28 protein-coding genes are annotated in these 24,042 nt (G+C 63.4%); 18 read left to right on the forward strand and 10 right to left on the reverse strand.

The genetic code is table 11. The annotated features are described in order from the left end of the window. Nucleotides 1-111: 111 nt before the first annotated feature. From AC3CB8_RS14165 to AC3CB8_RS14180, 4 genes are all read left to right on the forward strand, one after another. On the forward strand, nt 112-720 hold the full coding sequence (locus tag AC3CB8_RS14165; RefSeq protein ID WP_352546522.1) for a cupin domain-containing protein: 609 nt from the start codon (nt 112-114) through the stop codon (nt 718-720). Next, the gene (locus AC3CB8_RS14170; protein WP_352563013.1) at nt 710-1,795 is read left to right on the forward strand and encodes an ABC transporter ATP-binding protein; all 1,086 of its coding nucleotides are present in this window, start codon (nt 710-712) and stop codon (nt 1,793-1,795) included. The genes AC3CB8_RS14165 and AC3CB8_RS14170 overlap by 11 nt, the downstream gene beginning before the upstream one ends. A gap of 649 nt (nt 1,796-2,444) precedes the next feature. Further along, nucleotides 2,445-2,798, forward strand: a complete 354-nt coding sequence (locus AC3CB8_RS14175) for a SnoaL-like domain-containing protein (protein WP_023771022.1) — start codon at nt 2,445-2,447, stop codon at nt 2,796-2,798. Nucleotides 2,799-3,136: 338 nt separating this feature from the next. Next, nucleotides 3,137-3,490, forward strand: a complete 354-nt coding sequence (locus tag AC3CB8_RS14180; protein WP_023771021.1) for an ArsC family reductase — start codon at nt 3,137-3,139, stop codon at nt 3,488-3,490. Nucleotides 3,491-3,546: 56 nt separating this feature from the next. Here AC3CB8_RS14180 and AC3CB8_RS14185 read toward each other — a convergent pair whose 3' ends face one another. Genes AC3CB8_RS14185 through AC3CB8_RS14195 form a run of 3 tightly spaced genes read right to left on the reverse strand, consistent with a single transcriptional unit; the run spans nt 3,547 to nt 6,172 of the window. After that, the gene (locus tag AC3CB8_RS14185; RefSeq protein WP_023782206.1) at nt 3,547-3,903 is read right to left on the reverse strand and encodes a DUF488 domain-containing protein; all 357 of its coding nucleotides are present in this window, start codon (nt 3,901-3,903) and stop codon (nt 3,547-3,549) included. 14 nt (nt 3,904-3,917) lie between these two features. After that, nucleotides 3,918-5,183, reverse strand: a complete 1,266-nt coding sequence (locus AC3CB8_RS14190; RefSeq protein ID WP_352563014.1) for an aminopeptidase — start codon at nt 5,181-5,183, stop codon at nt 3,918-3,920. After that, nucleotides 5,180-6,172, reverse strand: coding sequence for a LysR substrate-binding domain-containing protein (locus tag AC3CB8_RS14195; RefSeq protein ID WP_352546518.1), 993 nt, complete (start codon nt 6,170-6,172; stop codon nt 5,180-5,182). The genes AC3CB8_RS14190 and AC3CB8_RS14195 overlap by 4 nt, the downstream gene beginning before the upstream one ends. A 93-nt stretch (nt 6,173-6,265) precedes the next feature. Here AC3CB8_RS14195 and AC3CB8_RS14200 point away from each other — a divergent pair, with 93 nt between their 5' ends. From AC3CB8_RS14200 to sbmA, 3 genes are all read left to right on the forward strand, one after another. Next, nucleotides 6,266-6,484, forward strand: a complete 219-nt coding sequence (locus tag AC3CB8_RS14200; RefSeq protein WP_023782203.1) for a hypothetical protein — start codon at nt 6,266-6,268, stop codon at nt 6,482-6,484. Between the two features lie 78 nt (nt 6,485-6,562). After that, complete coding sequence (locus tag AC3CB8_RS14205; RefSeq protein ID WP_023782202.1) at nt 6,563-7,723, forward strand: YbfB/YjiJ family MFS transporter; 1,161 nt, start codon at nt 6,563-6,565, stop codon at nt 7,721-7,723. A 113-nt stretch (nt 7,724-7,836) separates the two neighbouring features. After that, nucleotides 7,837-9,096, forward strand: a complete 1,260-nt coding sequence (gene sbmA, locus AC3CB8_RS14210) for a peptide antibiotic transporter SbmA (RefSeq protein WP_023771015.1) — start codon at nt 7,837-7,839, stop codon at nt 9,094-9,096. A gap of 31 nt (nt 9,097-9,127) precedes the next feature. On the opposite strand, the gene AC3CB8_RS14215 is transcribed toward sbmA, so the two are convergent. Next, nucleotides 9,128-10,135: a polysaccharide deacetylase family protein gene (locus AC3CB8_RS14215; RefSeq protein ID WP_435052986.1), complete on the reverse strand. Its 1,008-nt coding sequence runs from the start codon at nt 10,133-10,135 to the stop codon at nt 9,128-9,130. Between the two features lie 420 nt (nt 10,136-10,555). Between AC3CB8_RS14215 and AC3CB8_RS14220 the strand changes: the two genes are divergently transcribed. Both AC3CB8_RS14220 and der read left to right on the forward strand, forming a co-directional pair. Then, a complete protein-coding gene (locus AC3CB8_RS14220; RefSeq protein WP_023771013.1) occupies nt 10,556-11,221 on the forward strand; it encodes a tetratricopeptide repeat protein in 666 nt (221 codons plus the stop codon). Nucleotides 11,222-11,282: 61 nt separating this feature from the next. Beyond that, nucleotides 11,283-12,713, forward strand: coding sequence for a ribosome biogenesis GTPase Der (gene der / locus AC3CB8_RS14225; RefSeq protein ID WP_023782200.1), 1,431 nt, complete (start codon nt 11,283-11,285; stop codon nt 12,711-12,713). Nucleotides 12,714-12,750: 37 nt separating this feature from the next. On the opposite strand, the gene AC3CB8_RS14230 is transcribed toward der, so the two are convergent. Continuing rightward, entirely contained in the window at nt 12,751-13,671 is a 921-nt protein-coding gene (locus AC3CB8_RS14230) for a LysR substrate-binding domain-containing protein (RefSeq protein WP_023782199.1), read from the reverse strand. A gap of 116 nt (nt 13,672-13,787) precedes the next feature. Between AC3CB8_RS14230 and AC3CB8_RS14235 the strand changes: the two genes are divergently transcribed. The 7 genes from AC3CB8_RS14235 to AC3CB8_RS14265 all read left to right on the forward strand — a co-directional run bounded on the left by AC3CB8_RS14235 (nt 13,788) and on the right by AC3CB8_RS14265 (nt 19,356). Beyond that, complete coding sequence (locus AC3CB8_RS14235) at nt 13,788-15,155, forward strand: MFS transporter (protein WP_352563016.1); 1,368 nt, start codon at nt 13,788-13,790, stop codon at nt 15,153-15,155. A 68-nt stretch (nt 15,156-15,223) separates the two neighbouring features. Then, the gene (locus tag AC3CB8_RS14240; protein ID WP_023771010.1) at nt 15,224-16,405 is read left to right on the forward strand and encodes a cell wall hydrolase; all 1,182 of its coding nucleotides are present in this window, start codon (nt 15,224-15,226) and stop codon (nt 16,403-16,405) included. A 256-nt stretch (nt 16,406-16,661) separates the two neighbouring features. Beyond that, nucleotides 16,662-17,063 carry an AtpZ/AtpI family protein gene (locus AC3CB8_RS14245; RefSeq protein ID WP_023771009.1) on the forward strand — a complete coding sequence of 134 codons (402 nt, stop codon included), beginning with the start codon at nt 16,662-16,664 and terminating at the stop codon, nt 17,061-17,063. A 57-nt stretch (nt 17,064-17,120) separates the two neighbouring features. Then, nucleotides 17,121-17,879: a F0F1 ATP synthase subunit A gene (locus AC3CB8_RS14250; protein ID WP_023771008.1), complete on the forward strand. Its 759-nt coding sequence runs from the start codon at nt 17,121-17,123 to the stop codon at nt 17,877-17,879. An 88-nt stretch (nt 17,880-17,967) separates the two neighbouring features. Further along, nucleotides 17,968-18,192, forward strand: coding sequence for a F0F1 ATP synthase subunit C (locus AC3CB8_RS14255; protein ID WP_013896722.1), 225 nt, complete (start codon nt 17,968-17,970; stop codon nt 18,190-18,192). 62 nt (nt 18,193-18,254) lie between these two features. Next, entirely contained in the window at nt 18,255-18,854 is a 600-nt protein-coding gene (locus AC3CB8_RS14260) for a F0F1 ATP synthase subunit B (protein WP_023771007.1), read from the forward strand. Between the two features lie 10 nt (nt 18,855-18,864). Next, entirely contained in the window at nt 18,865-19,356 is a 492-nt protein-coding gene (locus AC3CB8_RS14265; protein ID WP_023771006.1) for a F0F1 ATP synthase subunit B, read from the forward strand. A gap of 129 nt (nt 19,357-19,485) precedes the next feature. Here the strand turns inward: AC3CB8_RS14265 and rnhB are convergent, their stop codons facing one another. Continuing rightward, nucleotides 19,486-20,181 carry a ribonuclease HII gene (gene rnhB, locus AC3CB8_RS14270; protein WP_023771005.1) on the reverse strand — a complete coding sequence of 232 codons (696 nt, stop codon included), beginning with the start codon at nt 20,179-20,181 and terminating at the stop codon, nt 19,486-19,488. 152 nt (nt 20,182-20,333) lie between these two features. After that, a complete protein-coding gene (locus AC3CB8_RS14275) occupies nt 20,334-21,488 on the reverse strand; it encodes a PA0069 family radical SAM protein (RefSeq protein ID WP_488377372.1) in 1,155 nt (384 codons plus the stop codon). Nucleotides 21,489-21,638: 150 nt separating this feature from the next. On the opposite strand from AC3CB8_RS14275, the gene AC3CB8_RS14280 reads away from it, so the two are divergent. Further along, nucleotides 21,639-22,160, forward strand: coding sequence for a glycosyltransferase (locus tag AC3CB8_RS14280; RefSeq protein WP_023794600.1), 522 nt, complete (start codon nt 21,639-21,641; stop codon nt 22,158-22,160). Nucleotides 22,161-22,253: 93 nt separating this feature from the next. Beyond that, complete coding sequence (locus tag AC3CB8_RS14285) at nt 22,254-22,418, forward strand: hypothetical protein (protein ID WP_352563037.1); 165 nt, start codon at nt 22,254-22,256, stop codon at nt 22,416-22,418. Here AC3CB8_RS14285 and moaB read toward each other — a convergent pair. Genes moaB through AC3CB8_RS14300 form a run of 3 tightly spaced genes read right to left on the reverse strand, consistent with a single transcriptional unit; the run spans nt 22,369 to nt 24,024 of the window. Continuing rightward, nucleotides 22,369-22,923 carry a molybdenum cofactor biosynthesis protein B gene (gene moaB / locus AC3CB8_RS14290; protein ID WP_023772967.1) on the reverse strand — a complete coding sequence of 185 codons (555 nt, stop codon included), beginning with the start codon at nt 22,921-22,923 and terminating at the stop codon, nt 22,369-22,371. The genes AC3CB8_RS14285 and moaB overlap by 50 nt on opposite strands. Next, the gene (locus AC3CB8_RS14295; protein ID WP_198026142.1) at nt 22,910-23,833 is read right to left on the reverse strand and encodes a 4-(cytidine 5'-diphospho)-2-C-methyl-D-erythritol kinase; all 924 of its coding nucleotides are present in this window, start codon (nt 23,831-23,833) and stop codon (nt 22,910-22,912) included. The genes moaB and AC3CB8_RS14295 overlap by 14 nt, the downstream gene beginning before the upstream one ends. A gap of 5 nt (nt 23,834-23,838) precedes the next feature. Then, a complete protein-coding gene (locus AC3CB8_RS14300; RefSeq protein ID WP_023772965.1) occupies nt 23,839-24,024 on the reverse strand; it encodes a membrane protein in 186 nt (61 codons plus the stop codon). Between the last annotated feature and the right edge of the window lie 18 nt (nt 24,025-24,042).

Here is a 24,042-nt window from a genome sequence, read left to right on the forward strand (position 1 = left end):
TGCCCGGCAGGGCGATGAGGGGCGGCGCCGGCTTCCGGCAAGATACGATCCTACTCTGATGCCGGCCTTCTCAGCCGTCGGCGCAGATGACTGCAATCGAAGGACCAACGGATGGATATAGTCGATGAAGCCGCCGAGAAACCCAAGGACGATGCCGACGTTCGCGTCGGCCGGCGCGTGCGGGCGCTGCGGCTTGAGCGCCGCCTGTCGCTGGCCGAACTGGCGGCAAAAGCCGGCGTGTCAATCGGTGCGCTGAGCCAGATCGAGCGCGGCATGTCCTCGCTGCGGGTCAAGGTGATCTGGCCGCTGGCCGCCGCACTCGATATCGAGCCGTCGGCGCTGATCGGCGACGGCAACGATGCCGTCAACGATCTCTATTGCGTGCGCGCCAACAGCCGCCGCGCGATTCCCGTAAAATCGGAAGGCATCGCCAAGGCGCTGCTGTCGCCGCCCGGTGCGACGCTCACCGGCATGCTGGTGACCGTGGAAGCCGGCGGCGGCACGGCGGAAGCCTACGCCCATGCCGGCCATGAATTCGGCTATGTGCTTTCGGGCGAGGTCGAACTGGTGGTGGATTCGACGACATACGGGCTGAAGACCGGCGACAGTTTTGCCTTCAAGAGCACGCTGTTGCACGCTTTCCGCAATCCCGGCGCCGAGCAATGCCAGATCCTCTGGGTCAACACCACGAAGCCCTCCGAGGTTCGCGATGGCGCCTGATCCACTCGTCAGGCTTGAGGCCGTCTCGAAGGTTTTCCCAGGCGGCATCGTCGGGCTCGATGCTGTCGACCTCGACATTATCAGCGGCGAATTCATCACGCTGCTCGGGCCGTCGGGCTGCGGCAAGACCACCAGCCTGCGCGTCATCGCCGGCTTTGAAAGCCCGTCGAGCGGCAAAGTCTTGCTCGACGGCCGAGACATCACGGCCCTTAGGCCGTTCGACCGGCCGGTCAACACCGTGTTTCAGGACTACGCGCTGTTTCCGCATATGAACGTCGCCGAAAATGTTGGCTTCGGCTTGTCCCTGCGAAAACTCACCAGTGCCGAGCAGGCAAAGCGCGTCGGTGAAGCCCTCGACATGGTCGGTCTCGGCGACAAGCTTCGCGCCCGCGTTTTGGAACTCTCGGGCGGCCAGCGCCAGCGCGTCGCGCTCGCCCGCGCCATCGTCTGCGAACCGCGCGTGCTGCTGCTCGATGAGCCGCTGTCGGCGCTCGACGCGCATTTGCGCGAACAGATGCAGATTGAGCTGAAGCGGCTGCAGTCGCGGCTCGGCACCACCTTCGTCATGGTCACCCACGACCAGACCGAGGCGCTATCGATTTCCGACCGCATCGTCGTCATGAACAAGGGCCGCATCGAGCAGATCGCGCCGCCGGCAACACTCTATGACCGGCCCGCGACCAAGTTCGTTGCCAGCTTCATCGGCACGATGAATCTCCTGCAGTCGCGCTTTCTCGGCCGAGATGGCGAGCGTTTGCGCTTTGCCGCCGGTGACCTGCCGCTGGAGGCTACCTCCGACAATGGCGAGACGCCGGCCGCGGGCGATACACGTACCATCGGCGTGCGCCCGGAGGATTTGCTGGCGGCCGCCAAAGCAGCCGACGGCACCGCGCCGGCGCGGGTGAGCGGGGTTGTCTTCCACGGTCGCACGTTGCGCCTTCATGCCCAGATCGGTCAGGGAACCTCCGTCGTCATCGATGCCCCGCGCCAGGCCGAAGGCTTTCAATTCAACGTCGGCGACGTGGCGCATATCAGCCTGCGCCGTGGTGCCAACTGCCCGATGCTCTCCGCATAGTTCGGCGGCTACAAGCAGTCGGCAACGGCCGCGAATATGCCGACTGGGGCGATCTTACGATTTTCTGAAGGTCACGGGCATCATCGCTACGGCGCGTGGGGTATGCGGATGTACCAAGGCGAGTTCGATTTCGGAATCATCTTTGCTGCCGCCCAATCGGGGCGGCGCATCGCGATGTCTGAGTTTGAGGTCACCCTTTCGTCATTCGGGAGCTTTCCCGGTTGCCCGGCAACGAGGGGCCCTTGGCCAAGCCTCCTTTCGTGCTTCTCGCCGATGACGGACCGGTTTGTGAATTGAGCAGGAAACCCGGCGCTGAAATGTTGCGCGAGGGCCTCAAAGCTTCGGACGGTTTCGTTCCACATTTGACGCTGGCCTATGACCAGAAACTTATTCCGCAACGGCCTATCGGCCCAATCAGCTTTGTCGCCCGGCAGTTCGTTCTTGTGCACAGTTTGCGCGGACTGAGGAGGTACGTTTTCCCGGGATGTCGGCCGCTGAGTGCGATTTGATGCCCCGATCCTCAAATCGTCGTCACATAGCCGCGCTATATCTATCGTGCTGACAAGCCTTGTCAGCTGTCGTGCGGGCAGGGGTGGCAGGCCAGCAAGTGCTTCCCTACTTCGAATGCGTCTGAACAGGAGGAACACCCATGACTATTACGGAAATTGCCAAGGATTTCACCGAGCTCCTCAAGCAGGGAGACAACAATGGTGCTGCCGAAAAATACAACGCCGACGATATCGCCAGCTATGAAGCCATGGAAGGGCCAATGGCCGTCAGCCATGGCAAGGAAGCCCTCAGGCAGAAAAGCCAGTGGTGGCAAGAGAACCACGAAGTGCATGGCGGCTCGGTAGAGGGCCCTTATGTCAATGGCGACCAGTTCGCGGTGCGCTTCACCTTTGACATAACGCCCAAGGCCACGGGCGAGCGTGTCACCATGGATGAGGTTGGCCTGTACACGGTCAAGAACGGCAAGATCACCGAAGAGCGCTTTTATTACTGAGGCCGGAACAGGCCTACCTAACTTGCTCTCTTTGCGGCAAGGTTGAAAATGAGCACGGCGGCCAGAGCGATCCTCTGGCCGCTGGGGGCGCTCAAATTGTCTTTCACATACTGCGCAAGTTCATCGCCACGGTGCCCCAGCCGTCGAAGAACCCATTTTTCATGGTTGTCGCGGGTGGAGGCGGGTCATCGAAAGTCCCGGGTCGTCAAAAAGCCGTTAGCGACAATTAGGTAATTTCCTTAGTGTTTCCGGTAATGCTGGCCAAGCTGCTGGCCAAGCGGAAAGGGCGGTTTTAGGCTGCGAAAAAGATTCGACTGTCAGCCTAGGGAAAGCGCGTCTTGACGACCACCATGTACGGCATCACCAATTGCGACACGATCAAGAAGGCGCGCGTCTGGCTGGAGGGCCATGGGGTTCCCTATCGTTTCCACGACTATCGGGCCGAAGGGATCGAGGCGGGCAAGCTGGATAGCTGGGTCGGCAAGGTCGGTTGGGAAAAGCTGCTCAACAAGGGCAGCACGACGTTTCGCGAACTGCCGGAGGCGGACAAGCAAGGCCTCGACGAGAAGAAGGCGAAAGCGCTGATGCTGGCCAAGCCGACAATGATCAAGCGGCCGGTGCTGGAGGTCGGCGACACAATTCTGGTCGGTTTCAAGCCGGATGTTTATGAAGGGGCGGTGGGCGGGAAATAGAACCGACTCTCACCGCGCTCCTTTGCACCCCCCGCTGTCCCGCCGGCGTCGCGATATTACGTGTGGGCTCGCAAATACCCCGTCAAAGCGACGGCGTTGTTATGCGCTTCGTCATGGGCGCCATAGAGCAGCGTCACCTTGCCGCGGCCGAGCATCGCGCGCAGTTGCGCCACGGTCTTTTCATTCGCATCCAACTCGCCACGGTACCGCTTCTGAAACTCCGCCCAGCGCGCCGGCTCGTGGCCGAACCATTTGCGCAACGCGTCGCTCGGCGCGATCTCCTTCAGCCACAGGGTCAACGCGGCATCCTTCTTGGCGACGCCGCGCGGCCATATTCGATCCACCAGCACCCGCTGGCCATCGGCCTGCCCGGGTGTCTCGTAGACGCGCTTGACTGCGATATCGAAGGCCATCACACCTCCGCTGGCTAGACCCGTTGGGCCCACTCGCCCTTGCGCATCACCGGCACGCGGCCGCCATCCTTGGCGACGCCGTCAATGTCGATCTTGTCCGACCCGATCATCCAGTCGATATGGATGAAGCTCTTGTTGCCGCCGCGCGCCGCGATTTCGTCCTGGCTGAGCGAGGCGCCCTCGACAAAGCATTTCGAATAGCATTGGCCGAGCGCGATGTGGCATGCGGCGTTTTCGTCGAACAGCGTGTTGAAAAACAGCAGGCCGCTGGCCGAGATCGGCGAGGAATGCGGCACCAGCGCCACTTCGCCCAGGCGGCGCGCGCCCTCGTCGGTGTCGAGCACCTTCCTCAGGACGTCCTCACCTTTCGACGCCTTGGCCTCGACGATCCTGCCGCCCTCGAAGCGCACCGAGATGTCATCGATCAGCGTGCCCTGGTAGGACAGCGGCTTGGTCGAGGAGACATGGCCCTCGACGCGCCGCGCATGGGGGGTGGTGAAAACTTCCTCGGTCGGGATGTTGGGATTGCAGGTGATGCCGTTCTTGGCGGTAGAGGCGCCGCCCATCCACTCATGGCCGTCCGCCAGCCCGACCGTCAGGTCGGTGCCCGGTCCGGTGAAATGCAGGGCATGAAAATTATGGCCGTTGAGCCATTCGGTGCGGCCGCGCAGCGCCGCATTGTGCGCCGTCCAGTTGCCGATCGGGTCTTCCACATCCACCCGCGAGGCGGCGAAGATGGCGTCGGCGAGCTTCGCAACCGCCACGTCGTCGGCATCGCCGGGGAAAACCTGCCTTGCCCAAGCGAGATCAGGATAGGCGACGATGTTCCAGTTGATGTCGAAGCCGGTGATCTTCTCCAGCGCCGGCTGGTAGGCCATCGAATTGGCCTTGTTGGCGCGCGCCACCTTCGCCGGATCCTGCGCCGACAGGAGCGACGGATCCTCGCCGCGCACGGCAAGCCGGGCTGCGTTGTTGGAGAAGGCCTTCGCCATGCCTTCGTAGAGCCAGCCGGCGGCGTGGTCGAAGCCAGCATCGGCGCCGAAGCGGTAGCGCGCCAGCGTCATCTCGTCATCGTTGAAGATCGGCGTCACCAGCCCGGCACCGGCCCTGTAAGCGTGTTCGACGATGCGCCTGGTCAGCGGCAGGGCCGCGATCGACGATGTCAGCACCAGGTCCTGTCCGGGCTGCAATTGCAGCCCCACCTTGATGGCGACTTCCGCCAGCCTGTCGAGCTTCACCGGGTCGATCGTTGCGGAAACGCCGCGCGAATGTGTGGTCATGATCCTGCCTGTCGTCTTGGGATGTCTGATTGAACATAGACCGGTGCCGCGGTGCTTTCCACCGCGATCGTGCCGCTGGGCTCGGCGACCGACGATCCGAACCGCGCCATCGTCGCCGCGATCTCCTCCTTGATCCAGGCCTTGAAGTCCCGGACCTTGCGGCTTTCGGCCTTTGTGGTGGAGGTCACCAGCCAGTAGCCGAGGCCGCTCTGGGCGCGGATTCCGAACGGCGCCACCAGGCGCCCGTCGGCCAGCGCATCGGCCGCAAGCAATTGCCAGCCTAGCATCACGCCATGGCCGGCGATCGCCGATTCCAGGCACAGCATCGGATCGGTGAAGCGGGCGCCTTTCTGGAAGGTGACGGGTTCAACCCCGGCGGCCGCGAACCAGCTTTCCCAGTTGATCATCGCCCGCTCGTCCGTGATGGCGCAGGTCTGGGCGAGGTCACCGATCGACGTCAGTTTTCTGGCAATCCCGGGCGCGCAGACCGGGAAGACTTCCTGCGCCAAGAGCAACTCCGCCCTTCCACCCGGCCATTTGCCGTCGCCAAGCCGGATGGCAATGTCGACGTCCGAGTGATCGAGATTGGCCAGCCGCACCGAAGCGTCGATACGCAGCAGCACGTTGGGATGCCTGTCGAAGTGCCGCGACAGCCGTGGCAGTAGCCATTTGGAGGCAAAGGCCGGTGCCGCCGAAACAACCAATGTGCATTGGCTGGCTTCGTCGGCCAGTGCCACGGCCTGGGCAAGCTCGCGAAATCCGGCGCCAAGGCGGGCCGCGAAGACGGCGCCGAATTCGGTCAGCACGAGGCCGCTTGTCGTGCGCTCGAAGAGTGCCTGGCCGAGCTGTTTTTCGGTGCGGCTGATCTGCTGGCTTACGGCGCTGACGGAAACATTGAGTTCGCCGGCGGCGGTCGCGAGCGAGCCGAGACGGGCGACGGTTTCCACGGCGCGAAGGCCGTTGAGATGAACGCGGTTGAGCATGGCCATTTGAGATTTTCTAAACCGATCCGGCCGAAATCTCAATTGAAAGAATATCGAAACGGCAGACTTTACGGGTCGAAACAGGCACACGGAGCCGGAATGCTGAGCATGTTGCTGAAGGCCCTGGTCGCGGCCAATTCGCCGGGTGACACGCGCTGCGACTTCGATACGCTGAGCTGGCTCACCGATCCGCTTGCCCATCCCGCGCTGGATGTGATGTCGGAGCGCGAACTCGGTGATGTGCCGTTCCGGCTGACAGCGCGCCGGACCGTGCATGAGACTGTTTCACCGAGCGCCGGTTTCGGCGAGCGCTGCTGAGCGCGCGATTACGAACAAGGCCCTGGCCCAACACGAGGCGGATTGTTTCACCCGCTCGCACATCTATTGTGCACTGCAATGACTTCGCCCCAATCGACAGCGCTGCGTTACGCCTTCGCCGGCATGATCGCCATGGCCGTCGCCATGGGCATAGGCCGCTTCGTCTACACGCCAATCCTGCCTGGCATGATGGAGGAACTGCATCTGTCGCCGGCCGATGCCGGCTGGATCGCCTCGGCAAATTATCTGGGCTATCTCGTTGGCGCGTTGGTGGCGGCGGGCAGCTGGGCGCATCGACGCGAGCGTTTGCTGATGCTGGGCGCCCTCGGCGCCAGCGCCGTGCTGGCCGCCTCGATGGGGCTGACCGACGCCATGGCCGCCTTCGTCGCCATCCGTTTTCTAGCCGGTCTAGCGAGCGCTTTCGTCATGGTGTTCATGGCCAGCATCGTTTTCAGCCATATCGCGGCGGTGGGGCGCGGCGACCTGCAGGCCTGGCATTTCGGCGGTGTCGGCCTTGGCATAGCGATATCGGCGGCGATGATGGCGGTGCTGGTCACCGAACATGCCGGCTGGGCGCAGGGCTGGCTGTGGTCGGGGGCGATTTCGGCTTGCGGCTTCGTCGCCGTGGGGCTGCTGGTGAACCAGGGTCCGCTCACCAACGGCGAGGTCCGCCGTGAACCGGCGCTGCCGAAAGATCGGTCGCTGATGAAGGTGATCGTCGCCTATGGCCTGTTCGGTTTCGGCTATGTGGTGACGGCAACCTTCCTCGTCGCCATCGTCCGCCAAGCCGGCGGCAGCCGCGTCTTCGAGGCCGTGGTGTGGATGGTTGCCGGTCTTGCCGGTTTCCCTTCGGTCTGGCTGTGGCAGAAGATAGCGGCGCGGATCGGCCTTTATGCCGCCTATGCCTTGGGATGCTTCGTCGAAGTTGTCGGCGTGACCGCGAGCGTCGCCGCCGGCGGGCGCATAGGGCCGCTGCTTGGCGGCGTGCTGCTCGGCGGCACGTTCATAGCCATCACCGCACTTGGCCTGCAGGCCGCCAGGCAGCAGGCCCCAGCGTCGCCCCGGCGTATCTTTGCCCTAATGACCGCCTCGTTCGGTCTTGGCCAGATCATCGGCCCGATCGCGGCCGGATTATTGGCCCAGGCGTCGGGCGATTTCTTCCTCGCCTCGATCGTCGCCGCGGCCGTCCTGGTCGTCTCCGGCGCCGTCACATGGTCGGCTGCGCCAAAATCGCCATGATTTGTGGTCTTGCTCTGCACCGGCATCGGGCAGGCATTTTCTTTCCTCCTAATGTGTGACCTTATGCCCGCCGAACCCACCTGATTTGCGCATAGATCGAGGAATTCGCCACAGTGTTCGTATCCTTCTTCCCGCAGCCGAAGCTGTTCTTCTCTTCGGCCGCCATCTGGAGCCTTGCGGCAATCCTGTTCTGGTTTTTCGGCGGAGAGCAATTGGGGGCGGTTTTCGGCATGCCTCCCGCTGCTCCCGGCGCGCCACCCATCATCGGCATCGCCATTCTGGTATCGAAGCCATTCCTCTGGTTCTACATCTACTTCGTGCTGTGCGTGGCCATCTTCTATGCGTTCTGGAGCTGGTATTCGCCGCACCCATGGCAGCGCTGGTCGATCCTGATGACGGCGGTCATCCTGTTCTTCATCTATTTCAACGTGCAGGTCAGTGTCGCCGTCAACGCCTGGTACGGCCCGTTCTTCGACTATGTACAGGGGCTGATGTCGGGCACCGGAAAGTCGACGGACGCCGAGTTCTATACCGGATTGGCCGACTTCTCATGGCTGGCCCTGGTCGGCATGAACGTGCAAGTGGTCAACGCCTTCGTCGTCAGCCATTGGATCTTCCGCTGGCGCACAGCCATGAACAATTATTTTATCGAGAACTGGAGCAGGCTGCGCCATATCGAGGGCGCTTCGCAGCGCATACAGGAAGATACGATGCGGTTCTCGCAGATCATGGAGGATCTCGGTTCCAGCTTTGTCCAGTCGATCATGACCCTGATCGCCTTCCTGCCGGTGATGATCCAGTTGCAGGCCCATATCAGCGAACTGCCGATCATCGGCGCGATCCCGCAGCCATTGGTGGTCGCGGCACTTGCCTGGTGTCTGTTCGGCACGATCTCTGTGATGATTGCCGGCATGAAGCTTCCCGGCCTGCAGTTCCGCAACCAGCGCGTCGAAGCCGCTTACCGCAAGGAGCTGGTCTATGGCGAGGATCATGCGGACAGGGCGCAACCCGCCACCACCGCCGAGCTGTTCGCCAATGTCCGGCACAATTATTTCCGGCTCTATTTCCACTACATCTATTTCAACGTCGTCCGGTACACCTACCTGCAGGCCGACAACATTTTCTCGCTGCTGATCCTGGGTCCGTCGCTGGTCGCGCACAAGATAACGTTCGGCGCGCTGAACCAGATATCGAACGCGTTCGGCAAGGTGACGGGTTCGCTGCAGTTCCTGCTTACCTCGTGGTCGACCATCGTCGAGCTGCAATCGGTGCACAAACGCCTGCGCGCCTTCGAGGCGACGCTGCAGGGCGAGCCCCTGCCTGACATTGATCAGCGCTATCTGGCAAGGCAGGGCGCCGAGGATCCGGCTTGACGACAATCTGAACGAAACGCCGGTTGGCGGGTCAGCCGCCGACTGTCGCCTGCTTCTGGCCGCCATCCTGCCGCGAGACGTAATCGTGAAAACTGATGCACTCGACATCTGATTTGACGCAGACCTCGCCCGCAAAACGTTCCAGCGCGTTCCAGTAGGCGCCGTCATTCATCAGCGTGAAGTGGAAGCCGAGTTCCAGCGGAATGCGCTTGCCCCGATATTGCGCGTCGAAGGCGGCGTGAAACGCCTGGTAGGTCCGGTCCGCGAACTCGCCGGCGTTGCTCGGCCGCTCGAAGCCGCCGGAATGGCGGACGTACAGATTGTAGTCCATGGCGATCACCGGCCGTGATTTTGGCCCTTCCGGTATCTGCGGCAGGGAAAAGTTGGTGATGCCGCCAACGGTCAGCGGCAGGGCAGGCCCCATTGAAACGCCGCTGGCGTCGAACCGATAGCCGGCTGCCGGGAGTGCCTCGTAAAGCGCTTTGCCGGTCGACAGATACGGCGCCCGGAAACCCGCCACCGCATGCCGCGCGAATTCCCGCCAGCCCTCGGGTTCGGGCGCAATGCCGTTGATGGCATAGGCGTTCTCGAAAATGTGCTCGAAGGAGGCGAACTCCTTCAGCCAGTCGGCCTTGCTCCAATCCTTGCCGTCGAAATGGCCGCAGGCGTGGCTGGCAATGTCGTGACCCTCATGGGCGGCGAGGCCGATCTGTTCCAGCCGCTCGGCCACGTCCTGCCTTGATGCGGCAAAGCCGATGTTGGATTTGCCCGCCGTCTTCCCAGGCGCGGTGTATTGGCCGCGTGTCTCGGGCGACAACAGGAAGACACAGGACAGGAAATAGGTGAAATGCGCGCCGGTGCGCTGGGCCAGCGCCCGGCTGCGCTTCCACTGCGAGATGTCGCGCGCGCTGTCGAAGGAGATGATCACGATCTGCTTCGGCCTTGCCGGTGCTGGTGGCGCGGGCGGATCGGCCAGGGCCGCGCCGGCGGTGGCGAGCGAGGCAAGCGAGAACAAAACAACGCGGGACAAACAAGGCACTGGCAAATTCACGGGCTCCGGGTGGTCGGCAAGCCGGCTATCGCGCAAATGTGGCGCCGGTGCGATTGGGTTTTCGTGGGTTTGCCCTGGGACAAACATTGGTTTGCCCCTGGGACAAACATTGGTTTGCCCCTGGGACAAACATTGGTTTGCCCCTGGGACAAACATTGGTTTGCCCCTGGGACAAACATTGGTTTGCCCCGGGGACAAACATTGGTTTGCCCCGGGGACAAACATTGGTTTGCCCCGGGGACAAACATTGGTTTGCCCCGGGGACAAACATTGGTTTGCCCCGGGGACAAACATTGGTTTGCCCCGGGAATAGCCGATTTTCCGGCCGAACCCCTTCCATGCCGACAAAATTTCGCTAAAACGCGGGCTCATGAACCGCCCCGGCCCGGGGCAGGAATGGTTTGATTGATGTCCGACGACAGTTTTATTCGCGAAGTCAATGATGAGATGCGTCGCGAGCAGGCGCAGAAGCTGTGGGACCGTTTTGGCCCGGCCTTGCTTGTCATTGCGGTGCTTGTGGTGCTCGGCACCGCGGCCTTCGTCGGCTATCGCTATTGGGACGAGACGCGCGCCAATCGCTCCGGCGATGCCTTCTCGCAGGCGCTGAAGCTTGCCAATGATGGGAAGAACGATGACGCGCTGGCCGCGCTCGATCAGCTGGAAAAGGATGGTTACGGCGCCTATCCGCTACTCGCCCGCATGCGCGCCGCGACCGTCAAGGCCAACAAGGGCGACGTCGATGCCGCCGTCAAGGACTTCGACGATGTCGCCGCCGACACCGCCATTCCCCAGGGCCTGCGCGACATGGCGCGGCTGAGGGCGGCGCTCCTGCTCGTCGATCATGGCTCCTTCGCCGACGTGTCGAGCCGCGTCGAGGCGCTGACATCGGACACTAACACCCTGCGCCACAGCGCGCGCGAGGCGCTTGGCCTTGCCGCCTGGAAGGAAGGCAAGACCCAGGATGCGCTGAAACTGTTCGATCAGATCGCCTCCGATGATGGCGCCCCACGCAACACGCGCGAGCGGGCGACCTTGATGTCCGAGCTGATCCGCGGGTCGGGCAGTGCATCGTGACCTCTTGCCCAAAGCGCGCGGCGGTTTGGGACCACGACGTGCATGGAAGATGTAGGGTCGGATGACATTCAAAGTCGCCATCATCGGCAGACCTAACGTCGGCAAATCGACGCTTTTCAATCGGCTGGTGGGAAGAAAGCTGGCGCTCGTCGACGACACGCCGGGCGTCACCCGCGACCGCCGCGTCCACGCCGCCAAGCTTTACGATCTGCATTTCGATGTCATCGATACCGCGGGCTTCGAGGACGCCGGCGCTTCGACCTTGCCGGGCCGCATGCGCGCGCAGACCGAAATCGCCATCCGCGAGGCGGATCTGATCTTTTTCACCATCGACGCCAAGTCCGGCCTGCTGCCGGATGACAGGACCTTTGCCGAGATCGTGCGAAAATCCGGCAAGCCGGTCGTGCTGGTCGCCAACAAGGCCGAGGCGAAGGGTGCCCAGGGCGGCATGCTGGAGGCCTGGGAACTTGGCCTTGGCGAACCGATCCCGGTTTCTGCCGAGCACGGCCAGGGCATGCCCGACCTGCGCGACGCCGTGATCGAAGCGCTCGGCGAGGCGCGCGCCTTCGGTGAAGACGAGGATACAGACGACGAAGAGGCCGCCGCCAGCGAGGTGCTGATCGGCGAGGACATCGCCGATCCGGACGCCGAGCCATCCTATGACGACACCAAGCCGATGCGCATCGCCGTCGTCGGGCGGCCGAACGCCGGCAAATCGACGCTGATCAACGCGCTGATCGGCGAGGAGCGGCTGCTGACCGGACCGGAAGCCGGCATCACCCGCGATTCCATTTCGGTCGACTGGGACTGGCGCGGCCGCCGTATCAAATTGTTCGACACAGCCGGCATGCGCCGCAAGGCCAGGATCCACGAAAAGCTGGAAGTGATGTCGGTGCAGGATGGCCTGCGCGCCATCCGTTTCGCCGAGATCGTCATCATCGTACTCGACGCCACCATTCCCTTCGAGAAGCAGGACCTGCAGATCGCCGATCTGATCATCCGCGAGGGCCGGGCACCGGTGATCGCGTTCAACAAATGGGACCTGATCGACAACCCGCAGGAACTGTTGGCCGAATTGCGCGAGAAGACCGAGCGGCTGTTGCCTCAGGCGCGCGGCATCCAGGCTGTGCCGGTCTCGGCCGAGACCGGACGCGGCCTCGACAAGCTGATGGATGCGGTGTTGAGGACGCACAAGGTCTGGAACAGCCGTGTTTCGACCGGCAAGCTCAACCGCTGGCTTGAAGCCATCCTGACGCATCACCCGCCGCCCGCCGTTGCCGGGCGCCGGCTGAAGGTCAAATACGTCACCCAGGCCAAGACCCGGCCGCCGGGCTTCGTGGTCCAGTGTTCGCGGCCGGACGCGATGCCGCAAAGCTATGTCCGCTATCTCTCCAACAGCCTGCGCGAAGCCTTCGACATGCCGGGCGTGCCGATCCGCATCGCGCTGCGCACTTCGGACAATCCGTTCGCCGGCCGCGCGAAGAAGCGTTGAGGATGCGGGTGGCAACCCCCCTCCGTCGGGAGCTGCACTAAGCGACTTTTAGCGGGGTCTCTTTCATCTCGGCGCCCTCGGGCAACGCCTCGAACGCCGATTGGAGCAGGATGTCGGCCAGCCGCGCCGCGACCGGCTCGAGCTCGGCGTCCTTCTGATGCAGGTGCAGCGCCATCTTCGGCAGCGACGGCAGCCCGAGCATTCCGGGCGCGAGCGCCCGGACATTCGCGGGCAGGCCGATGTCGGTGCGGATCGTCAGCCCGAGGCCAGCCGCCACCGCCGCCCATATGCCGCCAAGGCTGGGGCTGGAGAACGCCATCCGCCAGGGCCGCCCGGCACGATCCAGCGTCTCGGTCGCCACGGTGCGCAGCAGGCAAGGCGCCTCGAACACAACCAGTTGCAGCGCCTCGCCATTGTGGGGGCCTGCCTCCATCGGTTTCGCCGGCCCGATCCAGCGCGCCTGCACGTCGGCGACATGCCGGCTATACGGCAGCGTCGTGCCATCATGCCAGGCGAGCGCAATGTCGAGGTTGCCGGAAAGGACACGCTCGGCCAATTCGTGGCTGCGTCCAATCCGTGCTTCGATCCGAACCTTGGGGTGGGCGCGAGCGAAGCGACCGAGCACCTCCGGCAACACGGCCTCGCCGAAATCCTCCTGCAAGCCGAGCCGCACCCAGCCCTCTAGTTCGACCTCGCGGATCGCCAGGGCTGCCTCGTCATTGAGCTCGATCAGGCGCCGCGCATAGCCGAGCATCGTCTCGCCGGCTTCGGTCAGTGACAGGCCGCGCCCCGCCTTGCGGAAGATCGGTGTATCGGCCTGCTCTTCCAGTTTCTTCAGCTGCGCGCTGACGGCGGAGGTCGAGCGGCCAAGCCGCTCAGCTGCCCTGGCAAAACTTCCCAGTTCCATCCCGGTGACGAAAGTCCTGAGCACGTCGAGATCGAATGTGACGCGGCGCATGAGATCATCCTTATTTTCAGGATTATCGATCAAAATATTCCTGATTTTATGGATGAAGCTATGGCGCTACATGCCTCCCGTCAAGGCCGCTCGACCGGCGTCACGGGAATGGAATCATGTCTGCCACCGTCATTCGCAACGATTGCCAGCTATCCGGGCGAGGCACCATCACGACCGCGGCCGGCCGGACCTTCGGCCCCAACCACCGCTGGAAGGTCTTGGGCATCGGAGTTGCCGCGAATGCCGGTTTCTCGGCTACTTTCTCCGGCATACCGGCAACGGCGGTCGTGCTTCGTCAGGGCTATCACTTGAGCAATGCCGAGCTTGGCCTGGTGCTCGGTCTTCTTGGACTGGGGGTTGCGCTCAGTGAACTGCCATGGGGCCTGCTCACCGACCGCTGGGGGGATCGCCGCGTGCTTCTGATCGGCCTCGGTGCAACGGCGGCCTGGCTGCTCGCGATAGCGATGCTCGTCGTGCCGACAAGGTCAAGCATTCCCGATGTCACGTTGCTGGCGGCAAGCCTGCTCGTCACGGGATTGCTCGGCGGAAGCGTCAATGGCTCGAGCGGCCGCGCCATCATGGCCTGGTTCCGGGAGAATGAGCGCGGTTTTGCCATGAGCATCAGGCAGACGGCGGTGCCGCTTGGCGGCGGCCTCGGCGCACTCGTCCTGCCTTCCCTTGCCCTGGCTTTCGGGTTCGCCGCGGTGTTCGGGCTTTTGGCGGCGGCATCCGCTCTCTCCGCCCTGTTCGCCTGGCGTTGGCTGCACGAACCGCCGATGGCGGGTGGCGGCCACGCCGCTTCATCTGAAGCGGCAGGCCCGGCGCCGTTGCGCAACATCGAGGTCTGGCGCATCTCGACCGCCATCGGCCTGCTCTGCTTTCCGCAGGTGGCGGTCCTCACTTTCGCGTCGGTGTTCCTGCACGACTTCGCCGGGCTTGGCACGACGGCGATCAGCGCCAGCCTCGCCGCTGTACAGGTCGGCGCCATGGTCATGCGCGTCTGGAGTGGCTGCTTTACCGACCGCCACGGTAACCGTCGTCAATTTCTCCGCTTGTGCAGTGCGCAGAGCGCGCTGGCCTTCGTGGTGCTCTGGTTGCTGGTTCTGGCCGCTCCCGCAATGCCTGCCAGCCAATCCTTCCTGATCGCTGTCCTGCCCCTGGTGCTTGTCGTTGCCGGCATCTCGGTCTCCGCCTGGCACGGCGTTGCCTATACCGAGCTTGCCACGCTTGCCGGTGCCGGCCATGTCGGAACCGCGCTCAGCCTTGCCAACAGCTTTGTCTTTGTCGGCTTCTTCCTGGTTCCGGTGGCCATCCCAGGGCTGCTGCACCTCTGGTCATGGCCTGGCGTGTGGCTGTCGGCAGCCGCCTGCGCCCTGGTCGCTTGGCCGATCTTCCTGCCGCGGACTGAGCCTCCCGCCGCAAAATCGCCAGACTTCGAAACCACGACCTCCAGCCGACCGAGAAAACCTGACCGACCTCGTTAACGTCCCATCAAGGTTAATGCATCATTTTGCTCTCCAGTGGGGTCAGTTGCGTTCCTGGAGAGAGTTCCGTGCATCGACGTGTCTTGAAGCGGCTGATGGCCGCCGCCGGTGAGAAACGCAGCCTTGTGTCTCCGTTCATCATCGGTCTCGGTATCTGGATCGGCTTTCCGACCGTCGCTGCCTACCAGGACATGACCAGCCTCGTTTCCGGCCTTGAATCGCCGACCACGCGCTGGAATTCCTATGTCGAGAAATCCGTCGCCGGTTCGGTCCATGCCGCCGAGATGCCGTTCGTCGATTCCGACGTCACCAGTTCGATCTCGGGTTCCGGCGTTCGCCTTCCCGGTGTCGGCGCGGTCTCGTTTCGCGGCAAGGGCGGCAAGGTCAGCGGGTCGCCCGACGAGGATCGCGTCGTGCGCGCCGACAAGAAGGGCCGCATCGTCCAGGTCTCTCCCGTGGCACCACCGAAGAACTTCAATGCCGGCTCGATCTTCCAGCGGACCTCCTCGCTGATGCGGCCGAGCATGGACGGCGACCTGAAAATGGCCTTCGCCAAACCGCGGATCAAAGGCAAGGAAATCCAGATCGCCGCGGCATTTCATGCGCGTGAGGACAAGAAGCCGGATCCCGGCGTGCCGGCCATGCTTGCCGCCCTGGTCAACAACGACCATCCCGATGTGCTGGCGACCGCCTATGCGCAATCCGCGCCCGACTATGCCAAGGCCTCACCCTTTGAGGCCCTGCTTCAGGATGAAGAGCCCAACAGCGGCCGCTTCATTCCGCCGATGGCCAAGGGCGACCACGCCTGGATCCAGAATCCGCTTCCGGCCAGCGTCTTCTCCAAGCCGGAGCAGAAGTGCCTGGCCAACGGCATCTATTTCGAGGCCCGCGGCGAAGCCGTGCGCGGTCAGGCCGCCGTTGCCCAGGTGATCCTCAACCGGGTCCGCAATCCTGCCTATCCCAATTCGATCTGCGGCGTCGTCTACCAGAACGACAGCTGGTTCAACCGCTGCCAGTTCTCCTTCGCCTGCGACGGCAGGAAGAAGCGCATCGACAATCCGGTCGCCTACAAGACCGCTCAGGATGTCGGCATGGCCGTCACCGCCGGCAAGATCTTCATTCCGGAAGTGGGATCGTCGACCCACTACTATGCCAATTACGTCCATCCTGGCTGGGCGCGCACGATGCAGAAGATGACCAAGATCGGCCTGCATATCTTCTACCGGACCTATGGTGGTGGCTGGAGCTGAGCGGTCCGCCGCCGCCCGTGTTTTCGCGCGGTCGCACGGTCGATCGGAGAGCCATTGTCGGGGGGATTCGCGCGGCGCATCCCGCCGATCGCAAAGGGCACGATGTCGCACCTTTCTAATTATCTGATTTTACTAGGTAAAATACACAGCGCGGAACTTCCCTCCGTGGCTTGACGGGCGCAAACCCTCTAACTATGTTGCCGGCGACTTTAGAAACGGACGGACGGTGACGGTCTGCCCGGGCAGGGGGGTTGCGATGGCCGAGAAAAACAGGCCAGACGGAACCGGAGAAACCGGCCGCGGCAAGCAGCATGACCCTGAAATCCGCGACGACGATCTTGAGCGACGTCGGCGTGAACTTGGAGCATCGCTTGCGACAAGGCTGCCGAACCGGCTCGAGGGGAAAGACGACGCGAGACCAGTGACCGGATACGGTCAGGCGATCAAACTATCCAGCGAGTTTATCGCCGGGGTGGTGGTAGGCGCCGGCATCGGCTGGATCATCGACCGTATGGCGGGGACATCGCCGTGGGGTCTGATCGTTTTCCTGCTGCTTGGCTTTGGCGCCGGCGTGCTCAATGTCATGCGTTCAGCTGGCGTTGTGGCGGAATTCGGACAGGGCAACAAATCGCGCCCTGACCGGGACAACAGCAAATAGCCGCTCTCGCGCGGCAATGATAAATTTGGCCGTACGCGGCATTGACGGGGTTAGAACGTGGCAGCTGACAAGGTCGATCCGATCCACCAGTTCCATATCATCAAGCTGGTTCCGATTAATATCGGCGGCTACGACCTGTCTTTCACGAATTCCGCACTGTTCATGGTCGCGACCGTGGTCGTTGCGGCGGCCTTCCTGCTGCTGACGACGTCGAGCCGCAGCCTGGTCCCCGGCCGGCTGCAGTCGGTCTCCGAGATGGCCTATGAGTTCGTCGGCAACATGCTGCGCGACGCCGCCGGCACGCAGGGCATGAAGTTCTTCCCCTTCGTGTTCTCGCTGTTCATGTTCGTGCTGGTCGCCAATCTGCTCGGCCTGTTCCCCTATTTCTTCACCGTCACCAGCCACATCATCGTCACTTTCGGTCTCGCCGCATTGGTGATCGGAACCGTGGTGGTCTACGGGTTCATGAAGCATGGTTTCGGTTTCCTGAAACTGTTCGTGCCGCATGGCGTGCCGGTGTTCCTGCTGCCGCTGGTTGTGTTGATCGAAGTCATTTCCTTCGTGTCGCGCCCGGTCAGCCTCTCGGTTCGTCTGTTCGCCAACATGTTGGCGGGCCACATCACGCTCAAGGTGTTCTCCGGCTTCGTCGTCAGCCTCTCCGCACTCGGCGCGGTCGGCGTCGCGGGCTCGGTCCTGCCGCTGGCCATGGCGGTGGCGCTGACGGCGCTTGAATTGCTGGTCGCCTTCCTGCAGGCCTACGTCTTCGCGGTATTGACCTGCATGTATCTCAACGACGCCCTGCATCCCGGGCACTAAGGCCCCAAGAGTTTCCGGCCCAAGGGTTTCCAACACTGGCGCCGGATGGAAATCGCAACGGAATTTCAGATCCAAAGGAGTTGAACAAATGGACGCAGAAGCAGCAAAGTACATCGGCGCCGGCATCGCTTGCCTGGGCATGGGTGGCGCGGGCATTGGCCTGGGCAACATCTTCGGCAGCTACCTCTCGGGCGCGCTGCGCAATCCGTCGGCTGCCGACGGCCAGTTCGGCCGCCTGATCTTCGGCTTCGCCGTGACCGAAGCTCTGGGCATCTTCTCGCTTCTCATCGCACTTCTGGCCCTGTTCGGCTGAGTACTGAGAAGATTGGACAGGCCGGCCGCGCAAGCGGCGGGCCTGATATCTGGGGATAGTCCATGTTCGTGACATCTGCCTTCGCGCAAGAGTCCGCGCCATCAGCTGACACCAGCCACGCTGCGACCGGAGGCGACACGCATTCCGGCACCAGCGTGCCTGCCGAAGCGCACGGCACGTTTCCGCCATTCAATCCGGAGACGTTTCCGTCGCAGCTTCTGTGGCTGGCGATCACGTTCGGGCTGTTCTACCTCTTCCTGAAGCGGGTCGTGATGCCGCGCGTCGGGGGCATCATCGATGTCCGCAACGACCGCATCAGCCAGGATCTCGACCAGGCAGCCAAGTTGAAGGGCGAGGCCGACGCCGCCGTTGCCGCTTACGAGCAGGAACTGGCGGAAGCCAAGAAGAACGCGAACTCGATCGGCCAGCAGGCCAACGATGCGGCCAAGGCGGAAGCCGACACCGCGCGCAAGAAAATCGAGGCCGCGCTCGATGAGAAGCTTGGCGAGGCCGAGGCACGCATTTCTTCCATCAAGGCCAATGCCATGAAGGAAGTCGGCAGCATCGCCGAGGATACCGCTTCGGCGATCGTCGAGGCACTCGTTGGCGGCAAGGCCAGCAAGGCCGAGATCGCGGCCGCGGTCAAATCCGTGGCCCGGTGAGGAGCGCATCATGGACGCTACATCTCTCGCAACGCTCTGGGCCACGATTGCCCTGATCATCTTCCTGGCCATCGCCGTCTACATCAAGGTGCCCGGCATGATCGCCAAGGCGCTCGACGCCCGCGCCGCCAGGATCAGCAGTGAGCTCGACGAGGCCCGCAAGCTGCGCGACGAAGCCCAGCAACTGCTCGGCCAATACAAGAAGAAGCGCAAGGAAGCCGAGCAGGAGGCCGCCGACATTGTAGCGGCCGCCAAGCGCGAGGCCGAATTGCTGGCCGCTGACGCCCACAAGAAGACCGAGGATTACGTTGCCAGGCGCACCGCGCTTGCCGAGCAGAAGATCGGCCAAGCCGAGCGTGACGCGGTTGCCGAAGTGCGCGCCAGCGCCGTCGACATAGCCGTCGAGGCGGCTCGCGCATTGCTCGCCGCCAAGGTTGACGCCAAGGCCGGAGCCGACCTGTTCAGGTCCGCGCTGCAGGACGTGAAGGCCAAGCTGAACTGAGCGTTCTTCAGTCGCTGACATGAAGCCGCCCGGGCAACCTGGCGGCTTTTTTTGTTGGGAGAAAGCGGCGCGTCAAAGCGGCCAATCTCCGCCCTCGTGGGCAAGATCGGCATTACCACTGCCGTCGCCTTACTCCAGCCCGGCCAAGCTCTCTTCCTCAACCACATCCGTCCCGCCCAGTCGGAACGGCGCAAACGAGGAGCGATGCAGTCGAGCCACTGGCCCATGCGCCTCGATCGCCGTGCGGTGCCGGACCGTGGCGTAGCCCATATGGACTTCGAAGCCGTAGCGGTCGTGATGATTGCCGCAGCCGCGCATCATGCGGTCGCGCATGACCTTGGCGACGATCGAGGCCGCGGCGATCGACTGGGAGCGCTGGTCGCCCTTGATCAGCGCGCGCCCCTCGCAGGGCAACCCCGGCGGCACGTCGCGCCCATCCGCGAGCGCGAGCTTAGCCTGCACCGGCAGCCCGACCAGTGCGCGGCGCATCGCTTCGAGGCTCGCCTTGAGGATGTTGCTGCCATCGATGCCCTCGGCGCTGATCGACGCCATCGAGACGCCGAGAGCGGAGCCGATGATGTGCAGGAACAGCGCTTCGCGCTGCAAGTGGCTAAGCCGCTTGGAATCGTCGAGACCCTCGGGAATATTGGCGGGGTCGAGCACCACTGCCGCCGCGACCACAGGACCCGCGAGCGGGCCGCGGCCGGCTTCGTCCATCCCCGCGACCGGCCACAAACCATCGGCCATCGCCTTCGTCTCGAAGGAGAAATCGGGTTTCTCGACGATTTCGAAGAGAGGCGGAGAATCAGAACGCGCGCGAGCCATGTTGCGGCGAGGTTCGCATCGGCTCCGATTCTCCGCAAGTCCCTCCGGGTCGGGTGGGGCGCCGGACCGGGAGGGCACCGTCTGCAGGCCGGGGCAGGCCGGACGGGATTTCTTTGCCACGGCGGCAATGAACAGCCGAGGCGATTTTCGGTTCAGAGCAGCATCAACTGCTCCTGGTCCTTGCCGGCAGCGACGAACTGGTCGGTCCGCAGCGTACGCCGCTCGGCATTGAGGCCGAGCCGCTTGGCGGTGATTTCGAAGCGCCGGCCGATCTGCCAGGCATAGGGTCCGGCGCCCTTCATGCGCTTGCCCCATTCCGAATCGTAGTCCTTGCCGTCGCGCATCGAACGGATCAGCGACATGACGTGGCGGTAGCGGTCGGGATAGTGGCGCAGCAGCCAGTCCTTGAAGATCGGGCTGACCTCCAGCGGCAGGCGCAGCACCACGTAGCCAGCCTCGCGCGCCCCGGCATGGTGCGCCGAATCGAGGACGCGTTCCATCTCCTGGTCGGTCAGGCCCGGAATGATCGGCGCCACCATCACCGAGGCGGGGATACCGGCATCCGAAAGCTGCCTGATCGCCTCCAGCCGCTTGGTCGGCGTCGATGCGCGAGGCTCCATCGTCCTGGCCAGCATGCGGTCAAGCGTCGTCACCGACAGCGCCACTTTGGCCAAGCCCCGCTCCGCCATGCGCGACAGAATGTCGATGTCGCGCACGACCAGGGCTGATTTGGTGACGATGCCGACCGGGTGGCCGCGCGCCTCCAGCACTTCGAGGATTTCGCGCATGATCCGGTACTGCTTCTCGATCGGCTGATAGGGATCGGTGTTGGTGCCGATGGCGATGGTGCGCGGCTGGTAGCCATCCTTTGACAATTCCTTGTCGAGCAGGCGTGCCGCGTCGGGCTTGGCGAACAACTTGGATTCGAAGTCCAGGCCCGGCGACAGGCCCATGAACGAGTGCGTCGGCCGCGCGAAGCAATAGACGCAACCGTGTTCGCAGCCGCGATAGGGATTGATCGACCGGTCGAAGGAGATGTCGGGCAATTCGTTGCGGGTGATGATGGTGCGCGGCTTTTCCACCTGCACCTCGGTCTTGAAGGGAGGAAGTTCCTCCAGCGAACTCCAGCCGTCGTCGAAGACATGCCGGCTGACAGGTTCGAACCGGCCGGACGGATTGATGCCTGCCGACCGGCCGCGGTTGCGGTCCGGACGGACCCGCATGCCGCTCTGCTCGATCATTGCATTGGCCATTTCGGCTCGTCCTGCTCCGAAGGCTGCAATGTCGGCGCGCATGATCGGTTCCATCTTCGCCCGCTCCCAAGGACTGTTCATGTTGTGTCGAATCGCTCTGCTCATGAAATTATTCCTATTTCGTCGATGAGAACAAATCAAGAACTTTCTATGGTGCGCCGCGAAAACTGGCGCCGATCGACGCTTTCCGGTATTCGGCTAATCATGCTCAGTGTTCTGATTGAAACGCACAATGACGAGGAGGGGCTCGCCCGTACGCTGTCGACGCTGATTGGCGGCGCGGTCGAGGGCGTGGTGCGCGAGGTCGTCGTCTGCGACACCGGCTCCAGCGACCAGACGCATCGCGTCGCCGAGCATGCCGGCTGCCACTATGTGGGGAGCGGCGGCATCGCCGCCGGCATCCGCCAGGCAAAGGGTGACTGGCTGCTGTTTCTCGAGCCGGGTGCGAGGCTGGTGGAGGGCTGGATCGACGCCGTCCTCGCCCATACGGCTAGGCAGACAATGGCGGCCCGGTTCTCGCGGGCGCGGGGCAGCCGTCCACCGTTCCTGGCCCGGGTCTTTTCCGCGAACCGCGCGCTCGCCGACGGACTGGTAATCAGCAAGCGACAGGCGGCATCTCTGTCCAAGAATGCCGGCAGCGCCGAGGCGTTGGCACGAGGTCTGGCGACAAAGAAACTCGACGCCGAGATCTGGGCGGCGCCGCCCAGGTACAAGCGCCGCCGGTAGTGTGCTGAGAGTTCTGCAAATTCGCTGAGAGAGGGCGTTCATGGCAGGCTGGTGATGTTCAACGTCACCTGATTCCCGCGAAGGAACGCCACCATGACCAAGACCGAAGATAAATCCGCCATCGCTGCCGTCAAAGACATTCTGCTTTCGAACCCGGATGGGCTGCACGAAGTGATCCGCGCGGTGATGCAGGAGGTGCTGGAGGCTTTTACGGGGCCGATTTGCCGCGCCGCAGATGTTCGTCCAGGCGCGGCATGATCTCGACGAAGTTACAGGGCATGTGCCGGTAGTCGAGCTGTGGCTCGAGGATGCCGTCCCAGGCGTCCTTGCAGGCGCCGGGCGAGCCCGGCAGCACAAAGACGAAGGTGGCGTTGACGACACCGCCGGTCGCCCGGCTCTGGATCGTCGAGGTGCCGATCTTGTCATAGGAAATGCGGTGGAACACTTCCGAAAAGCCGTCCATGCGCTTTTCGAAGATCGGCTCCAGCGCCTCGGGCGTCACATCGCGTCCGGTAAAACCGGTTCCGCCAGTGGTGATCACGACGTCGATGGCCTTGTCCCGCGACCATGCCAGAACGGTGTCGCGGATTCTTTCGCGGTCGTCGGTGACGATATCGCGGGTGGCCAGGATGTGGCCGGCCTTGGTGATGCGATCGACCAGTGTCTGGCCGGATTTGTCGTCGGCAAGGCTGCGTGTGTCGGAAACAGTCAGCACCGCGATGCGCACCGGAATGAAGGCACGGCTCTCGTCAATTCTGGCCATCTCGCCCAGCCTCCGACGCCATGCTGCGCGTTGCCGCGACGAACCAGTCGGGCTGGCGGCTGCGGATCTCGGCCGCCGCGCGCTTGGCGACATTGCCGGTCTCGAACAGGCCGAAGCACGTCCCACCCGATCCGGACATTCGTGAAAAGCCCGATCCGGCCTTATCAAGCCATGAAAGCGCCCTGCCTATGGCGGGCTGCATCGTAAGGGCTGGCTGCTCGAGATCGTTGCGGGTGATTTCCAGCCAGTTGCGCAGGCTGTGAAAATCGATACTGCGCGGCAGCGGCGGCAGCGGCTCACTATCGCGATGGGAAAGCGCGGCGAAGATTTCCGACGTCGAGACCGGAACGCCCGGATTGACCAGCACGAGACCCAGTGCCGAAAAATCCGGCACTATCGACAGTTCCTCGCCGATGCCGCGCGCGATCAGCGGCTTTGCCGCCAGGCACATCGGCACATCGGCGCCGAGCGAAAGACCGATCCGCGCCAGCTCAACGCTATCGAGCTCTAGCCCCCAGCTCTCGGTCAGCCCGCGCAGCACGGCTGCCGCATCGCTCGAACCTCCGCCCACGCCGGATGCGACCGGAAGGTTCTTTTCGAGCCTGATGCATACGGGCGGCGTGCTCCGAACGCCGGCGGCCTGCCGCAAGGCGTCGCGAGCCTTCAGCACCAGATTGCCGCCATCGAGCGGCACGTCCGCCGCAAAGCGTCCGGACACGCTGAACTCATCGGCGTCGGCCGGCGCGATCTCGATCCTGTCGCCAAAGCGCGTGAACACAGCCAGGCTGTCGATGAGATGATAGCCATCGGCGCGCCTGCCGGTGACGTGCAAAGCTAGGTTTATCTTGGCGGGTGCGGCCCATGTCCGGACACGCTGACCGGATTCCGCGGTCTCGATTGCGAGTAAAATGAGGGTCAGTCCTTGGCCAGCCGGTATTCGCCGGTCCGCGGATCCTTGACCAGCGTTCCCATCGCGCCGTTGGCCGCCTGTTTTTCGGTACGCCGCACCTTGGCCGTCACGCGTTCAGCCTCGCGCACGAAGGTGCGGTAGCCGAAATAGGCGGCGACGCCGACGACGGCGAAGAAAATGATCTGCGGCATGTCAAGCTCCTACCACGC

The organism is Mesorhizobium sp. P160927 (assembly GCF_057766385.1).

Excerpts from the sequence above, each read along its gene's own strand:
- AC3CB8_RS14165 (WP_352546522.1), top strand. The coding sequence starts at position 112 with ATGGATATAGTCGATGAAGCCGCCGAGAAACCCAAGGACGATGCCGAC.
- AC3CB8_RS14170 (WP_352563013.1), top strand. The coding sequence starts at position 710 with ATGGCGCCTGATCCACTCGTCAGGCTTGAGGCCGTCTCGAAGGTTTTC.
- AC3CB8_RS14175 (WP_023771022.1), top strand. The coding sequence starts at position 2,445 with ATGACTATTACGGAAATTGCCAAGGATTTCACCGAGCTCCTCAAGCAG.
- AC3CB8_RS14185 (WP_023782206.1), bottom strand. The coding sequence starts at position 3,903 with ATGGCCTTCGATATCGCAGTCAAGCGCGTCTACGAGACACCCGGGCAG.
- AC3CB8_RS14190 (WP_352563014.1), bottom strand. The coding sequence starts at position 5,183 with ATGACCACACATTCGCGCGGCGTTTCCGCAACGATCGACCCGGTGAAG.
- AC3CB8_RS14195 (WP_352546518.1), bottom strand. The coding sequence starts at position 6,172 with ATGGCCATGCTCAACCGCGTTCATCTCAACGGCCTTCGCGCCGTGGAA.
- AC3CB8_RS14200 (WP_023782203.1), top strand. The coding sequence starts at position 6,266 with ATGCTGAGCATGTTGCTGAAGGCCCTGGTCGCGGCCAATTCGCCGGGT.
- AC3CB8_RS14205 (WP_023782202.1), top strand. The coding sequence starts at position 6,563 with ATGACTTCGCCCCAATCGACAGCGCTGCGTTACGCCTTCGCCGGCATG.
- AC3CB8_RS14220 (WP_023771013.1), top strand. The coding sequence starts at position 10,556 with ATGTCCGACGACAGTTTTATTCGCGAAGTCAATGATGAGATGCGTCGC.
- der (WP_023782200.1), top strand. The coding sequence starts at position 11,283 with ATGACATTCAAAGTCGCCATCATCGGCAGACCTAACGTCGGCAAATCG.
- AC3CB8_RS14230 (WP_023782199.1), bottom strand. The coding sequence starts at position 13,671 with ATGCGCCGCGTCACATTCGATCTCGACGTGCTCAGGACTTTCGTCACC.
- AC3CB8_RS14235 (WP_352563016.1), top strand. The coding sequence starts at position 13,788 with ATGTCTGCCACCGTCATTCGCAACGATTGCCAGCTATCCGGGCGAGGC.
- AC3CB8_RS14245 (WP_023771009.1), top strand. The coding sequence starts at position 16,662 with ATGGCCGAGAAAAACAGGCCAGACGGAACCGGAGAAACCGGCCGCGGC.
- AC3CB8_RS14255 (WP_013896722.1), top strand. The coding sequence starts at position 17,968 with ATGGACGCAGAAGCAGCAAAGTACATCGGCGCCGGCATCGCTTGCCTG.
- AC3CB8_RS14260 (WP_023771007.1), top strand. The coding sequence starts at position 18,255 with ATGTTCGTGACATCTGCCTTCGCGCAAGAGTCCGCGCCATCAGCTGAC.
- AC3CB8_RS14265 (WP_023771006.1), top strand. The coding sequence starts at position 18,865 with ATGGACGCTACATCTCTCGCAACGCTCTGGGCCACGATTGCCCTGATC.
- rnhB (WP_023771005.1), bottom strand. The coding sequence starts at position 20,181 with ATGGCTCGCGCGCGTTCTGATTCTCCGCCTCTCTTCGAAATCGTCGAG.
- AC3CB8_RS14275 (WP_488377372.1), bottom strand. The coding sequence starts at position 21,488 with ATGGAACCGATCATGCGCGCCGACATTGCAGCCTTCGGAGCAGGACGA.
- AC3CB8_RS14280 (WP_023794600.1), top strand. The coding sequence starts at position 21,639 with ATGCTCAGTGTTCTGATTGAAACGCACAATGACGAGGAGGGGCTCGCC.
- AC3CB8_RS14285 (WP_352563037.1), top strand. The coding sequence starts at position 22,254 with ATGACCAAGACCGAAGATAAATCCGCCATCGCTGCCGTCAAAGACATT.
- moaB (WP_023772967.1), bottom strand. The coding sequence starts at position 22,923 with ATGGCCAGAATTGACGAGAGCCGTGCCTTCATTCCGGTGCGCATCGCG.
- AC3CB8_RS14300 (WP_023772965.1), bottom strand. The coding sequence starts at position 24,024 with ATGCCGCAGATCATTTTCTTCGCCGTCGTCGGCGTCGCCGCCTATTTC.